Annotated in this window: 13 protein-coding genes; 7 read left to right on the top strand and 6 right to left on the bottom strand. The window is 59.4% G+C overall.

The annotated features are described in order from the left end of the window. Positions 1-13 precede the first annotated feature (13 nt). The 5 genes from SPE70_RS16200 to SPE70_RS16180 form a co-directional block, all read right to left on the bottom strand. Positions 14-913 carry an ABC transporter substrate-binding protein gene (locus SPE70_RS16200; RefSeq protein ID WP_064170575.1) on the bottom strand — a complete coding sequence of 300 codons (900 nt, stop codon included), beginning with the start codon at positions 911-913 and terminating at the stop codon, positions 14-16. 60 nt (positions 914-973) lie between these two features. Continuing rightward, a complete protein-coding gene (locus SPE70_RS16195; protein WP_004203269.1) occupies positions 974-1642 on the bottom strand; it encodes an ABC transporter permease in 669 nt (222 codons plus the stop codon). After that, complete coding sequence (locus SPE70_RS16190; RefSeq protein WP_012967792.1) at positions 1642-2271, bottom strand: ABC transporter permease; 630 nt, start codon at positions 2269-2271, stop codon at positions 1642-1644. Before SPE70_RS16190 ends, SPE70_RS16195 begins: the two co-directional genes overlap by 1 nt. Then, on the bottom strand, positions 2264-3352 hold the full coding sequence (locus SPE70_RS16185; RefSeq protein ID WP_324726347.1) for an ABC transporter ATP-binding protein: 1089 nt from the start codon (positions 3350-3352) through the stop codon (positions 2264-2266). The genes SPE70_RS16190 and SPE70_RS16185 overlap by 8 nt, the downstream gene beginning before the upstream one ends. Before the next feature lie 437 nt (positions 3353-3789). After that, positions 3790-3930 (bottom strand): hypothetical protein, encoded by a 141-nt coding sequence (locus SPE70_RS16180; RefSeq protein WP_162494490.1) that lies wholly within the window; start codon positions 3928-3930, stop codon positions 3790-3792. Between the two features lie 179 nt (positions 3931-4109). Between SPE70_RS16180 and tdcA the strand changes: the two genes are divergently transcribed. The 5 genes from tdcA to pflB all read left to right on the top strand — a co-directional run bounded on the left by tdcA (position 4110) and on the right by pflB (position 11044). Beyond that, positions 4110-5048, top strand: a complete 939-nt coding sequence (tdcA, locus tag SPE70_RS16175; protein WP_008804334.1) for a transcriptional regulator TdcA — start codon at positions 4110-4112, stop codon at positions 5046-5048. 93 nt (positions 5049-5141) lie between these two features. Further along, complete coding sequence (gene tdcB / locus SPE70_RS16170; protein ID WP_002910762.1) at positions 5142-6131, top strand: bifunctional threonine ammonia-lyase/L-serine ammonia-lyase TdcB; 990 nt, start codon at positions 5142-5144, stop codon at positions 6129-6131. A 25-nt stretch (positions 6132-6156) separates the two neighbouring features. Next, on the top strand, positions 6157-7488 hold the full coding sequence (gene tdcC / locus SPE70_RS16165) for a threonine/serine transporter TdcC (protein ID WP_004200322.1): 1332 nt from the start codon (positions 6157-6159) through the stop codon (positions 7486-7488). 27 nt (positions 7489-7515) lie between these two features. Next, positions 7516-8721 carry a propionate kinase gene (gene tdcD, locus SPE70_RS16160; RefSeq protein WP_136047327.1) on the top strand — a complete coding sequence of 402 codons (1206 nt, stop codon included), beginning with the start codon at positions 7516-7518 and terminating at the stop codon, positions 8719-8721. A gap of 28 nt (positions 8722-8749) precedes the next feature. After that, a complete protein-coding gene (gene pflB, locus SPE70_RS16155) occupies positions 8750-11044 on the top strand; it encodes a formate C-acetyltransferase (RefSeq protein ID WP_064170587.1) in 2295 nt (764 codons plus the stop codon). A 51-nt stretch (positions 11045-11095) separates the two neighbouring features. Here pflB and SPE70_RS16150 read toward each other — a convergent pair whose 3' ends face one another. After that, a complete protein-coding gene (locus SPE70_RS16150; RefSeq protein WP_004225356.1) occupies positions 11096-11242 on the bottom strand; it encodes a hypothetical protein in 147 nt (48 codons plus the stop codon). 289 nt (positions 11243-11531) lie between these two features. On the opposite strand from SPE70_RS16150, the gene SPE70_RS16145 reads away from it, so the two are divergent. Both SPE70_RS16145 and SPE70_RS16140 read left to right on the top strand, forming a co-directional pair. Further along, complete coding sequence (locus SPE70_RS16145; RefSeq protein WP_168443344.1) at positions 11532-12590, top strand: branched-chain amino acid ABC transporter substrate-binding protein; 1059 nt, start codon at positions 11532-11534, stop codon at positions 12588-12590. Between the two features lie 109 nt (positions 12591-12699). Next, positions 12700-13614 (top strand): ABC transporter permease subunit, encoded by a 915-nt coding sequence (locus SPE70_RS16140; RefSeq protein WP_008804338.1) that lies wholly within the window; start codon positions 12700-12702, stop codon positions 13612-13614. Positions 13615-13621 lie beyond the last annotated feature (7 nt).

The following is a 13621-nucleotide window of genomic DNA, read 5'->3' as shown; positions in this document are numbered from 1 at the left end:
GGCGGGGTGACGGTCAGTGTTGGGGGAGGTTGGCATTAACCCATTGCTCGGCGACGGCTGCCGGATCTTTATGCTGGAGATCCACCTGCTGGTTGAGGGCAATCAGCGTGGCATTGTCCAGCTTGCCGGAAACCTCATTGAGCACGGCGCTGATCTCCGGCGTCAGACTGGCTTTGCTCACCAGCGGCACCACGTTCTGACTCGGTTGTTCATGTTTATCATCCTCGAGGACCACCCATTTCTCCTTCGCCAGGTTGCCCTGGGTGGAGACGACCGTCGCGACGTCGATTTTGCCCGAATTGAGCGCCAGCCGGGTCAGCGGCCCGCCCATGTCCAGCGATTTCACCGCTTTGAACTCAAGGCCATAGACGCGCTTCAGCCCCGGCAGGCCCAGGGCGCGTACCGCCAGCTCCGGTGGTCCGCCGATCACCAACTGCGGGGCGACGGGCTTCAGGTCGGAGAGGGTGCGCAGATGGTATTTCTCCGCGGTCTCGGCACGTACCGCCCAGGCGGTGATCGAGGTGGCCGGGGCCGGGTTCAACAGGGTGAAATCGGCGGGCAGGGCCTGGGCCAGCTCAGCGCTAACGGCCTGCTGGCTGGTGGCCTCGGTCTTGCCGTTATAGAAATTGAGCAGGGCGCCAAGATATTCCGGAACGATATCGATCTCACCGCTCTGCAGCGCCGGAATAATAATTTCCCGGTTGCCAAGGTTGAGACGGGTGTTGGCCTCGATATGGTTTTTCTTTAACGCGCTGGCGTAGATGTTGGCGAGAATGGAGCTTTCGGTAAAATTGGCCCCGCCCACCGTGACGCTGGCGGCAAAGGTGCTAACGCTCAGGCTGAAGAGCCCGGCGGCCAGCAGCGAGAGACGAAATCGACGGGCGGTGACGGCCTTGCCAAATAATTGCTTCATAATACCTCTTTTATTTTCAGGTTAATCAGCCCCAGGCGCTGGGGTCATGTCAGTTTCACGCTAATAAGGCGCGGCAATACGGCGATGAACCAGGCGGCCGGCGCAGCGGGCGAAAAGCAGTTCACCGCCTATCGCCAGCAGGGAAACCACCAGCGAGCCGCCGATCACCTGCGGGATATCCCGCTGCCCGAGGCCGTCGATCAGAAAACGTCCCAGCCCGCCCAGACCGGCATAGGCCGCGACCACCGCCGTGGCGATAAGCTGAACCAGCGCCGTGCGCACACCGGCGAGGATCAGCGGCGCCGCCAGGGGGATCCGCACCTGCCACAGGCTTTGCCAGGGGGTCATGCCCAGCGCGATGGCCGCATCGCACAGCGGGCGATCGGCGTGATAAATCCCCACCCAGGTGTTAGTGAGGATGGGCGGGATCGAGAGCGCAATAAGCGCCGCCAGCACCGGGATATCGTTAAAGCCAAAAACGATGATGCATAATAAAATCAGCCCTAACGAAGGGATGGCGCGGCCAAGATTAAACAGGTTAATCACCACGAAGGCGCCTTTGCGCCAGTAGCCCAGCGCGATGCCGAGCGGCAGGGCAATGGCGCAGGCCACGGCCATACTGACCAGCACGTAATAAAGGTGTTGGCCCAGGCGCAGCAAGATGCCCTCGTCACCCAGCCAGTGCTCCGGCTGGGTTAGCCAGTGAAAAGTAGCAAGAAGCAGGGTCATCATTCCGTCCACGGCGCTAGCCAGTCGCCGAGACGGGCAATCAGCCCGTCAAAGACCAGCGACAGGAGCAGGCTCAGGACCAGGCTAACGACTATCGGCGTCAGAAAGTCCTGATTAAAACCCGCCAGCAGTAGCTGCCCCAGCCCGCCCTGGCCGATCAGCGCAGTGACGGTGACCAGGCCGACCAGCGTCACCGAGGCAATGCGCAGCCCGGCAAACAGAGAGGGCAGTAGCAGCCACAGCTCGATATCGAAGAAGCGGAACCCGCGGGTGTAGCCGAGCGCCCGCGCGGACTCCAGCGCCGCCTGCGGCAGCTTCTCCATGCCAGCCAGCACGTTGCGCAGCAGGATCAGCAGGGAGTACAGCGTCAGGCCAATCAGCGAGGTGGTCAGCGACAGCCCGGTAAACGGCAGCAATAAAATAAACAGCGCCAGCGAGGGAATGGTAAAGAGCACACCGCACAGGGTGATGAGCGGCTGCGCCGTCGCGGGCCAGCGTAAGGTCACCGCTAACAGGCCGCCGGTGAGCAGGGAGCCGAACAGCAGGGCCAGCAGGACCATCCGCGCATGCTGCCAGAGCAGATCGCCGATCATCGCGTGGTTATCGATAACCCAGCTCCAGTCAATCATGAGATCGCACCCCCACCGCGCCGTCGAGCACCTGCTGCAGCAGGGTGTGGGATACCGCCCCCTGGTATTGGCCTTCGTCATCCACATGCACCAGCACGCCGGTCGCCACGTCGAGCAGCGCGCTGTAGGCAAAACGCAGGCTGTGGCTGCTGGCGAGTGGGCGCTCCACCGGCAGGGTGAGGCCCCGCTGCGGATCGAACCAGTGCAGCGGGCGTCGCTGGCGGTCAAGCACCAGACGCAGCGGGCTGGCCAGCGGTGGATGGGTACTGACGATCGGTGTCAGCGCTTCGTCGAGCAGGGGGACATCGTGACGCGGCAGCTGGCCGACCTGTATCATGCCCAGCCGCTTCAGATTGGGCTCCGGGCCGATAAAGCGGCGCACGAACTCGCTCGCCGGGTGGGCCAGAATACGGTCGGGTGTATCAAACTGCGCCAGCACGCCGCCTTCCTGGAAAATGGCGATTTTATCGCCGAGACGGATCGCTTCATTGATATCGTGGGTCACTAATACAATGGTTTTCTGCAGCCGCTGCTGCAGGAGCAAGAGCTCATCCTGGAGGCGTTCGCGGACCACCGGGTCGATGGCGGCGAAAGGCTCATCCATCAGTAAAATGGGCGGATCGGCGGCGATGGCTCGGGCGATGGCCACGCGACCCTGCTGGCCGCCGGAGAGCTGATGCGGATAGCGGTGCAGCAGATGACTATCGAGCGACATCAGCGCCACCAGTTCGTCAATCCGCGCGCGGATCCGTGCTTTGCTCCAGCCCGCCAGCCGCGGCACGGTCGCGATATTTTGCGCCACGGTACGATGGGGAAAGAGCGCAGCGCTTTGCATCACGAAGCCGATCTGGCGGCGGATCTGGATAATATCAGCGTCAGCGAGGCGGACCCCCTGAATATAGACGTCGCCGCTGTCGGGAATATCCAGCTGGTTAATCATCCGCAGGATAGTCGTTTTTCCGCAGCCGCTCGGGCCGACGAAGGTGCAGAATTCGCCATGATCAATATCCAGACTGAGGTCGCGAATGGCCGGCTGGGCGCTGCCTGGATAGGTTTTAAAAAGATGCGTTAATTTAATCATGGCGGAATTCAACACTCTGAATAATAAAGTCCTGACCCGGATAAAGTGGCGCCGGAATCCTGGCTCAAACTACAGAGCGCCTGCGGGGAGGGCAAATACGTTATTTGCATTTGCATAGTGAAAAGCTGGTTAATCAGTTGCTATGGAAGAGAGGCCGGGAAGTTGTTTTATGGATTTGTGATCGGCAACACAAATGACTCTCAAGCGGCCACCGTAAAAGATAAATTACCAGGGTTGATTTTAATCAAAGTATGACCGCCTGCGATATGGCGGAAAAAGCAGCGCCGTCCGCCGCAAAACAACAACAAGATTGTGAATTTAATGTTTCTATCGTGTAAATAATGACCGCGCATTTTGCCCAACCGCCGGGGATAAAATGTGATGCCCGACCGGCTTGTCGTTAAATAACGGCGTTTATTACGTCTGCTTTTTATTGTTTACAGCATTAATTTAATTTTCGGCTTTCTTCTCACCCTGATAGCGCGGGTCGAATAACGTACAAAAGGCGTATTTTTTATCGCCATTTCGCTGTCGATGTTATCGCCATCAATTATTTTTATCCCCGCATTCGACCACAGTAAAAGGCGCGCAAATAGCGTTTATGATGCTTGTAATTTGTTGATTTTAATTTACTTATTCTGACTCGTGGCTCCTGCTTATCCTCCGCGGCGGAGCCTTTGTGAGAGCTCTCACATAACCCGGTGATCGCGATTTGTTACACTTTCCGCCGTCAACAAAGGAATGAAAGTGAGACGCGATGAATACTTTTTCTCTGCCTAAAACACAGCATCTGGTGGTTTTCCAGGAAGTGATCCGCAGCGGGTCAATCGGGGCCGGAGCAAAAGCGTTAGGACTCACTCAGCCGGCGGTCAGTAAAATCATTGGTGACATGGAAAGTTATTTTGGCAGCGAATTAATCGTCCGGCGAAATACCGGCGTCTCGCTCACCGAGGCCGGGCAGGTATTTCTCAACTGGTCAGAAGCGATCACCCGTGAAATGAAAAATATGGTCAATGAAATGAATGCTCTGACCAACAGCGCGGTGGTGGATGTCTCCTTTGGTTTCCCTTCGCTGGTCGGGTTTACCTTTATGTCGGAGATGGTGCATCAGTTTAAAATGACCTTCCCGAAGGCGCGGGTATCGATGTATGAAGCGCAGCTCTCCGCTTTTTTACCGGCGATCCGCGACGGGCGTCTCGACTTCGCCATCGGGACGCTGAGCGATGAGATGAAACTGCAGGACCTGCACGTCGAGCCGCTGTTTGAGTCTGAGTTTGTGCTGGTGGCGAACCGGGCGCGGATCGGCAACGGCACCGTCCGTCTGGCCTCGCTCCAGCATGAGCAGTGGGTGCTGCCGGAGACCAATATGGGCTATTACAGCGAACTGCTGGCCACCCTGCAGCGCAGCGGCATCCGCCGCGAAAATATCGTCAATACCGATTCGGTGGTGACGATCTATAACCTGGTACTCAATGCCGATTTTCTGACGGTGATCCCCTGCGACATGACCACGCCGTTCGGCTCGAGCCAGTTTGTCACCATCCCCATTAAAGAGGCCTTGCCGGTGGCGCGCTATGCGGCGGTATGGTCGAAGAATTACCGGCTTAAAACCGCGGCGGCGTCGCTGGTGGAGATGGCGAAACAGTACTCTTCGGGGCAGGGAAACCGCCACTGGCAGCCAATAGAAATTGCCTGACTGATATTGATTAAATAACCCAACACACGTCCTCGCTGTTATCAGCAGGATGACGCCCGGTCATTGACTTTATATTAAGATACAGAGGCCATCATGCATATTACCTACGATCTTCCGGTATCCATTGACGATATTCTCGAGGCGAAGCAACGCCTGGCGGGAAAAATATATAAAACGGGCATGCCCCGCTCGAATTATTTTAGCGAACGCTGCCAGGGGGAAATATTCCTTAAATTCGAAAATATGCAGCGCACGGGCTCATTTAAAATTCGCGGCGCGTTTAATAAGCTCTGCGGTTTAACCGCGGCGGAAAAACGCAAAGGGGTGGTGGCCTGTTCGGCGGGCAACCATGCGCAGGGGGTCTCGCTCTCCTGCGCCATGCTCGGCATTGACGGGAAAGTGGTGATGCCGAAAGGGGCGCCGAAATCGAAAGTCGCCGCCACCTGCGATTATTCGGCAGAGGTAGTCCTGCATGGCGATAACTTTAACGATACCCTCGCCAAAGCCAGCGATATCGTTGAACTTGAGGGCCGTATTTTTATTCCCCCCTATGACGACCCGCAGGTTATTGCCGGGCAGGGAACGATTGGTCTCGAAATATTAGAAGATCTGTATGACGTGGATAATGTCATCGTGCCGATTGGCGGCGGGGGATTAATTGCCGGCATCGCGATTGCGATTAAATCCATTAACCCGACGATCCGCATTATTGGCGTGCAGTCAGAAAATGTTCACGGGATGGCCGCCTCCTGGTATGCCGGGGAGATCACCAGCCATCGCCACGCCGGCACCTTAGCCGATGGTTGCGATGTCGCCCGGCCAGGGAAACTGACTTATGAAATCGCCCGCCAGCTGGTGGATGACATCGTCCTGGTCAGTGAGGACGACATTCGCCAGAGCATGGTCGCCTTAATTCAGCGCAATAAAGTGATCACCGAAGGGGCCGGGGCGTTGGCCTGCGCCGCGTTATTAAGCGGCAAACTAGACAGCTATATCCAGAACCGCAAAACGGTCAGCCTGATTTCCGGGGGCAATATCGATCTCTCGCGGGTATCGCAAATTACGGGTTTTGTTGACGCTTAATTCAATACATAAGTGAGGACAGGATATGAGTACGACTGAGAGCATTGCATCCAGCCAGACAAGCCTTTCGTCCTGGCGTAAATCTGACACCACCTGGACCCTGGGCCTGTTTGGCACCGCTATCGGCGCCGGGGTGCTGTTTTTCCCGATTCGCGCTGGCTTCGGCGGGCTGATCCCGATCCTGGTGATGCTGGTGCTGGCCTATCCCATCGCCTTTTATTGCCATCGGGCGCTGGCCCGGCTATGCCTGTCGGGGGCTAACCCCTCCGGCAATATCACCGAAACGGTGGAAGAGCATTTTGGCAAAACCGGCGGGGTGGTGATCACCTTTCTGTACTTCTTCGCCATTTGCCCGCTGCTGTGGATTTATGGCGTCACGATCACCAATACCTTTATGACCTTCTGGGAGAACCAGCTGCAGATGCCGGCCCTCAACCGTGGGGTGGTGGCGCTGCTCCTGCTGCTGCTGATGGCGTTTGTCATCTGGTTTGGTAAAGACCTGATGGTCAAGGTGATGAGCTATCTGGTGTGGCCGTTTATCGCCAGCCTGGTGGTGATCTCCCTGTCCCTGATCCCTTACTGGAATAGCGCGGTGATTGACCAGGTCAACCTCAGCGATATCGCCTTAACCGGTCACGACGGCATTCTGGTGACGGTATGGCTGGGCATCTCCATCATGGTGTTCTCCTTTAACTTCTCGCCGATCGTCTCCTCATTTGTGGTCTCCAAACGCGAAGAGTATGAAGCGCAGTTTGGCCGGGAGTATACCGAACGCAAATGCTCACAGATCATCTCCCGGGCCAGCATGCTGATGGTGGCGGTGGTGATGTTCTTCGCCTTCAGCTGCCTGTTTACCCTCTCGCCGCAGAACATGGCGGACGCCAAGGCGCAAAATATCCCGGTGCTCTCCTATCTGGCGAACCACTTTGCCTCGATGTCGGGCACCAAATCCACCTTTGCCACCCTGCTGGAGTATGGCGCGTCGATCATCGCCCTGGTGGCCATCTTCAAATCGTTTTTCGGCCACTATCTCGGCACCCTCGAGGGGCTGAACGGGTTGATCCTGCGCTTCGGCTATAAAGGGGATAAAACCCGGGTCTCCAGCGGCAAGCTCAATACCCTGAGCATGGTGTTCATCATGGGCTCGACCTGGGTGGTGGCGTATGCCAACCCCAATATCCTCGACCTGATTGAGGCCATGGGCGCGCCGATTATCGCCTCGCTGCTGTGCCTGCTGCCGATGTACGCCATTCGTAAAGCGCCTTCGCTGGCCAAATACCGTGGCCGTCTCGACAACCTCTTTGTGACCGCCATTGGTCTGCTGACCATCCTCAATATCGTTTACAAACTGTTCTAATCCGGCTCAGGCCACGCGGAGTACAACATGACTGAATTTCCGGTAGTACTGGTGATCAACTGCGGCTCGTCGTCGATCAAATTTTCCGTCCTGGACGCCGCCAGCTGCGACTGCCTGCTGAACGGCGTGGCCGAGGGCATCAACGCGGAACGGGCGTTTCTCTCGCTCAACGGCGGCGAGCCGGTGGCGCTGGCGCAGCGCGGCTATGAAGGCGCCCTGCAGGCGATTGCCGGGGCATTAGCCCAACGCGACCTCATCGACAGCGTGGCCCTGATTGGCCACCGCGTTGCCCACGGCGGCGACCTCTTCACCGAGTCGGTCATTATTAGCGAGGAGGTTATCAATAACATTCGCCAGGTATCGTCCCTGGCCCCGCTGCATAACTACGCCAGTCTCCGCGGCATCGCCTCGGCGCAGCGGCTGTTCCCGCAAGTGATGCAGGTGGCGGTCTTTGATACCAGCTTTCACCAGACCCTGGCCCCGGAAGCCTTTCTCTATGGTCTGCCGTGGGAGTATTACCAGAACCTCGGGGTACGCCGCTACGGTTTCCACGGCACCTCGCACCGCTATGTGTCCCGGCGCGCCCTGGCGCTGCTCGGGTTGCCGGAGCAGGAGAGCGGCCTGGCGATCGCCCACCTGGGCAATGGCGCCTCGATCTGCGCGGTGCGCAACGGCCGCAGCGTGGACACCTCGATGGGAATGACGCCGCTGGAGGGGCTGATGATGGGCACCCGCAGCGGCGATGTCGACTTCGGCGCCATGGCGTGGATTGCCGGGGAGACCCGGCAGACCCTCAGCGACCTGGAGCGGGTGGCCAACACCGCCTCCGGCCTGCTGGGGATCTCCGGCCTTTCCTCCGACCTGCGGGTGCTGGAGCAGGCGTGGCATGAGGGCCATGCCCGCGCCCGCCTGGCGATTAAAACCTTTGTCCATCGCATCGCCCGTCATATTGCCGGTCACGCCGCGGCGCTGCAGCGTCTCGACGGCATTATTTTCACCGGCGGGATTGGCGAGAACTCGGTGCTAATCCGTCGGCTGGTGAGCGAGCGGCTGGCGGTCTTTGGCCTTGAGATGGACGTCGCCCGCAACCAACAGCTGAATTCGGTCGGCGAACGCCTGATCTCCGCCGACGCCAGCCGGGTGCGCTGCGCGGTTATACCTACCAATGAAGAGCGCATGATTGCCCTCGATGCGATCCGCTTAGGGCGGATCCACACGGCGGCGCTGGCCTGACTTTTTATTCTGTAGAGAGACGATGTTAATGAAAGTAGATATCGATACCCAGGATGTACGATACGCCGAGGCCTGGCAGGGCTTTCGCGGTACGGCGTGGCAAACGCAGATCGACGTCCGCGACTTTATTCAGCATAACTACACCCCTTACGAGGGCGATGAGTCTTTCCTCGCCGACGCGACGCCAGCGACCACCGCCCTCTGGGAGCAGGTGATGGCCGGGATCCGCGTCGAGAACGCCACCCATGCGCCGGTGGATTTCGACACCAATGTCGCCACCTCCATCACCGCCCACGCGGCGGGCTATATCAACCAGCCGCTGGAAAAGATCGTCGGCCTGCAAACGGACCAGCCGCTGAAGCGCGCCCTGCATCCTTTTGGCGGCATCAATATGATCAAAAGCGCCTTCGAGGCCTATGGCCGCGAAATGGATCCCGCCTTTGAGTATCAGTTTACGGCGCTGCGCAAGACCCACAATCAGGGGGTATTTGACGTCTATTCCCCGGATATGCTGCGCTGTCGCAAGTCGGGGGTGCTGACCGGGCTGCCGGACGGCTATGGCCGCGGACGGATCATTGGTGATTACCGCCGCGTCGCGCTGTACGGTATCCGCTATCTGGTTCGCGAACGTGAGCTGCAGTTTGCCGACCTGCAGCCAGCCCTTGAGCGCGGCGAGGCGCTGGAGGCCACCCTGCGCCTGCGCGAAGAGCTGGCCGAACAGCGGCGCGCGCTGCAGCAGATGCAGGAGATGGCGGCCCGCTACGGCTGCGATATCGCCCACCCGGCGCGCACTGCCCGGGAGGCGGTGCAGTGGCTGTACTTCGCCTACCTGGCGGCGGTGAAGTCGCAGAACGGCGGTGCCATGTCGCTGGGGCGCACGGCCACCTTCCTCGACATCTATATCGAACGCGATCTGCGGGCGGGTCGGCTCAATGAACAGCAGGCCCAGGAGCTCATTGACCACTTCATCATGAAGATCCGCATGGTGCGTTTCCTGCGCACCCCGGAATTTGACACGCTGTTCTCCGGGGATCCCATCTGGGCGACGGAGGTGCTGGGCGGTATGGGGCTGGATGGCCGCACCCTGGTCAGTAAAACCACCTTCCGTTACCTGCATACCCTGCACACCATGGGGCCGGCGCCGGAGCCGAACCTGACCGTGCTCTGGTCGCAGGCGCTGCCGGTGGCGTTTAAAAAATATGCCGCCCGGGTCTCTATCGCCACCTCGTCGCTGCAGTATGAGAACGACGATCTGATGCGCAGCGATTTTCACAGCGACGACTACGCCATCGCCTGCTGCGTTAGCCCGATGGTGATCGGCAAGCAGATGCAGTTCTTCGGCGCCCGCGCCAATCTCGCCAAAACGCTGCTCTACGCGATTAACGGCGGGGTGGATGAGAAACTGAAGATCCAGGTGGGGCCGAAAACCGACCCTCTGCGTGATGAGGTGCTGGACTATGACACCGTGATGGCGAGCCTCGACCACTTTATGGACTGGCTAGCGGTGCAGTACATCAGCGCGCTGAACATCATCCATTGTATGCATGATAAGTACAGCTACGAGGCGGCGCTGATGGCCCTGCACGACCGCGACGTCTACCGCACGATGGCCTGCGGCATCGCCGGCCTGTCGGTGGCGGCGGATTCGCTGTCGGCGATAAAGTACGCCCGGGTGAAGCCGGTGCGCGATCACCACGGGCTGGCGGTGGACTTTGTCATTGAAGGCGACTATCCGCAGTACGGCAACAACGACGATCGGGTCGATGCCATCGCCTGCGACCTGGTGGAGCGCTTTATGCGCAAAATTCAGGCGCTCCCCACCTGGCGTCAGGCGGTGCCGACCCAGTCGATCCTGACCATCACCTCCAACGTGGTGTACGGGCAGAAAACAGGCAACACGCCGGACGGACGTCGGGCGGGGACGCCGTTCGCCCCGGGGGCCAATCCGATGCATGGCCGCGACCGCAAAGGGGCGGTGGCGTCGCTGACTTCGGTGGCGAAACTGCCGTTTACCTACGCCAAAGATGGCATCTCGTATACCTTCTCCATCGTGCCGGCGGCTCTCGGCAAAGCCCCGTCGGCGCAGGAAAACAACCTGGTGGGGCTGCTGGACGGCTACTTCCACCACGAGGAGACGGTGGAGGGGGGACAGCATCTTAACGTCAATGTGCTGAACCGGGAAAAGCTGCTCGATGCGATAGAACACCCGGAGCAGTATCCGAATCTGACGATCCGCGTCTCCGGCTATGCGGTCTGCTTTAACGCGCTGACCCGCGAGCAGCAGCAGGATGTGATCTCCCGAACGTTCACCAGTCAACTCTGAGCGGCCGCCAGGCCACAGGAGAGCCTTTAACGGGCTCTCCTGTTATCATCTTCACATTACCGCAACAAAATAATCACCACTGTTGATCATATTCGCATTTTTGCACCACGCTGGCGCGCAGCGACCGCTAACTGCATCTATGTTTAGCTCACGGGCCGGTACGGATACCGCGTTGTCCGGCTCGCCACGTGATGGCAACCGATCTCCTGACCTGAAAGGGAATGCGCCCTTGCCGGATGCGGCACGGGTTGCCGTCGCGTGCGCACTGACCGGGGCGTCCGCGCTCCGGCGCGACCTCTCTACCTGGCGGGATTTTTGCTTCTTCCACCCTGGCCGTCCTGGCGCTGCGCCAACGTCGGCACCACACGGTAAGTGATATTTTCTGCGTCATTCCATGACGCCAGGCTTTACATCGCTGAGGAATATCCGAATGGCTTTGAAACTGAAAACAATGACGCTTCATGTTGTGATAGCAGGTTGTATGAGCATGGCCTTTTACGCCCAGGCAGACGTGAAGATCGGCGTCGCCGGGCCCTTTACCGGACCCAACGCCACCTACGGCGCCCAGTACTGGAAAGGGGCTTCACAGGCGGTGGCCGATATCAATGCCGCCGGCGGTATCAAAGGCGAAAAGATTGTGCTGGTGCAGGGGGATGACGCGTGCGAACCGAAGCAGGCGGTGGCGGTGGCCAACCGGCTGGTGGATGAAGCGAAAGTCTCCGCCGTGGTGGGGCACTTTTGCTCTTCCTCAACGATGCCGGCCTCCGAGGTATATGACGAAGCCGGGATCCTGACCATTACCCCCGGCTCGACCAACCCGCAGATCACCGAGCGCGGCATGAAGGACCTTTTCCGCATGTGTGGTCGTGACGATCAGCAGGGGGCGATTGCCGCCAACTATATGCTGGACGTGCTGAAGGCGAAGAAAATTGCCGTCATCCACGATAAAGACACCTATGGTCAGGGGCTGGCCGATGCCACCCGCGCGGCGCTGGCGAAGCGGGGCACCAAAGAAGTGTTGTACGAAGGCCTCTCCCGCGGTGAAAAAGACTTTAACGCCCTGGTGACCAAGATCGGCGCCCTCAAGCCGGACGTGGTCTACTTTGGCGGCTGTCATCCGGAAGCGGGCCCGCTGGTGCGTCAGATGCGCGAGCAGGGGGTGCAGGCCAAATTCTTCTCCGGCGACTGTATCGTCACCGAGGAGCTGGTGACGGCCGCCGGCGGGCCGCAGTTCACCAACGGCGTGCTGATGACCTTTGGTCAGGACCCGCGCACCCTCCCGGAAGGCAAAGCGGTGATCGAGAAGTTCCGCGCCAGCGGCTTTGAACCAGAAGGCTATACCCTCTACGCCTACGCCTCCATTCAGGCCATTGCCGCGGCCTGGAACGCCGTCGGTACCGATAACGCCAAAGCCAGCGACTGGCTGAAGAGCCACGACGTCGATACGGTGATCGGCAAGAAAGCCTGGGATGGCAAAGGCGACCTCAAGGTGTCCGACTACGTGGTCTATCAGTGGGACGACAAGGGCAAATATCATCAGCTCTGATCGGCCACGACCTGAGGACGCTCTGTCCTTTTGACTTGCGAATCGTCACATCACGGCGGTCGACCGGGAACGGAACCCGGCGGCCGTCTGCCTGGCGGCTGGAGGGGCTATGACGGCGTTTTTTCTGCAACAACTGATCAATGGGCTGACGCTGGGCGCAGTGTACGGCTTAATCGCCATCGGCTACACCATGGTGTATGGGATCATCGGCATGATCAACTTCGCCCACGGCGAGGTGTATATGGTCTCCGCCTATCTGTGCGCCATCGGCCTGGCGCTGCTCTCTTTCTTCGGGATCCACTCCTTTCCGCTGCTGATTTTCGCCACCCTGGTGTTCACCATCGTGGTCACTGGCGTATACGGCTGGGCGATCGAGCGCATCGCCTACCGGCCGCTGCGCAACTCGACGCGACTGGCGCCGCTGATCTCGGCTATCGGGATGTCGCTGATCCTGCAGAACTATGTCCAGCTGAGCCAGGGGCCGAACCAGCAGGGGATCCCGACGCTGCTCAGCGGCGCGCTGCGCATGACGGTGGGCGATGGGGTGGTGCAGATCACCTGGACCAAGGTGTTTATTCTCGTCGCGGCGCTGGTGGGGATGCTGACCCTGACCTGGATTATCCAGTACACCCGGCTGGGGCGCATCTGTCGCGCTACCCAGCAGGACCGGCGTATGGCGGCAATCCTAGGCATCAATACCGACCGGGTGATCTCTCTGGTGTTTGTCATCGGTGCGGCGATGGCCGGTCTGGCCGGGGTGCTGGTGACCATGAACTACGGCACCTTCGACTTCTATATCGGATTTATTATCGGCATCAAAGCCTTTACCGCCGCGGTGCTGGGCGGGATCGGCTCGCTGCCTGGCGCGATGCTGGGCGGACTGCTGCTCGGGGTGGCCGAAGCCCAGTTCGCCGGGCTGGTGAATTCGGATTACAAAGATGTCTTTTCCTTTGCGCTGCTGGTGGCGATCCTGATTTTTCGCCCGCAGGGGCTGCTGGGACGTCCGCTGGTGGCCAAGGTCTAAGGAGGCT

The sequence above is a fragment of the Klebsiella sp. ZJOU C1 genome (assembly GCF_035620215.1).
Taxonomy (GTDB): domain Bacteria; phylum Pseudomonadota; class Gammaproteobacteria; order Enterobacterales; family Enterobacteriaceae; genus Klebsiella; species Klebsiella variicola.
The sequence above is the reverse complement of the archived record's forward strand: the minus strand, read 5'-3'. Positions and strand labels throughout refer to the sequence as shown.

What these genes read in the sequence shown, in the direction of transcription:
- SPE70_RS16200 (WP_064170575.1), bottom strand. Translation starts at nt 913, where the DNA reads ATGAAGCAATTATTTGGCAAGGCCGTCACCGCCCGTCGATTTCGTCTC.
- SPE70_RS16195 (WP_004203269.1), bottom strand. Translation starts at nt 1,642, where the DNA reads ATGACCCTGCTTCTTGCTACTTTTCACTGGCTAACCCAGCCGGAGCAC.
- SPE70_RS16190 (WP_012967792.1), bottom strand. Translation starts at nt 2,271, where the DNA reads ATGATTGACTGGAGCTGGGTTATCGATAACCACGCGATGATCGGCGAT.
- SPE70_RS16185 (WP_324726347.1), bottom strand. Translation starts at nt 3,352, where the DNA reads ATGATTAAATTAACGCATCTTTTTAAAACCTATCCAGGCAGCGCCCAG.
- tdcA (WP_008804334.1), top strand. Translation starts at nt 4,110, where the DNA reads ATGAATACTTTTTCTCTGCCTAAAACACAGCATCTGGTGGTTTTCCAG.
- tdcB (WP_002910762.1), top strand. Translation starts at nt 5,142, where the DNA reads ATGCATATTACCTACGATCTTCCGGTATCCATTGACGATATTCTCGAG.
- tdcC (WP_004200322.1), top strand. Translation starts at nt 6,157, where the DNA reads ATGAGTACGACTGAGAGCATTGCATCCAGCCAGACAAGCCTTTCGTCC.
- tdcD (WP_136047327.1), top strand. Translation starts at nt 7,516, where the DNA reads ATGACTGAATTTCCGGTAGTACTGGTGATCAACTGCGGCTCGTCGTCG.
- pflB (WP_064170587.1), top strand. Translation starts at nt 8,750, where the DNA reads ATGAAAGTAGATATCGATACCCAGGATGTACGATACGCCGAGGCCTGG.
- SPE70_RS16145 (WP_168443344.1), top strand. Translation starts at nt 11,532, where the DNA reads ATGGCCTTTTACGCCCAGGCAGACGTGAAGATCGGCGTCGCCGGGCCC.
- SPE70_RS16140 (WP_008804338.1), top strand. Translation starts at nt 12,700, where the DNA reads ATGACGGCGTTTTTTCTGCAACAACTGATCAATGGGCTGACGCTGGGC.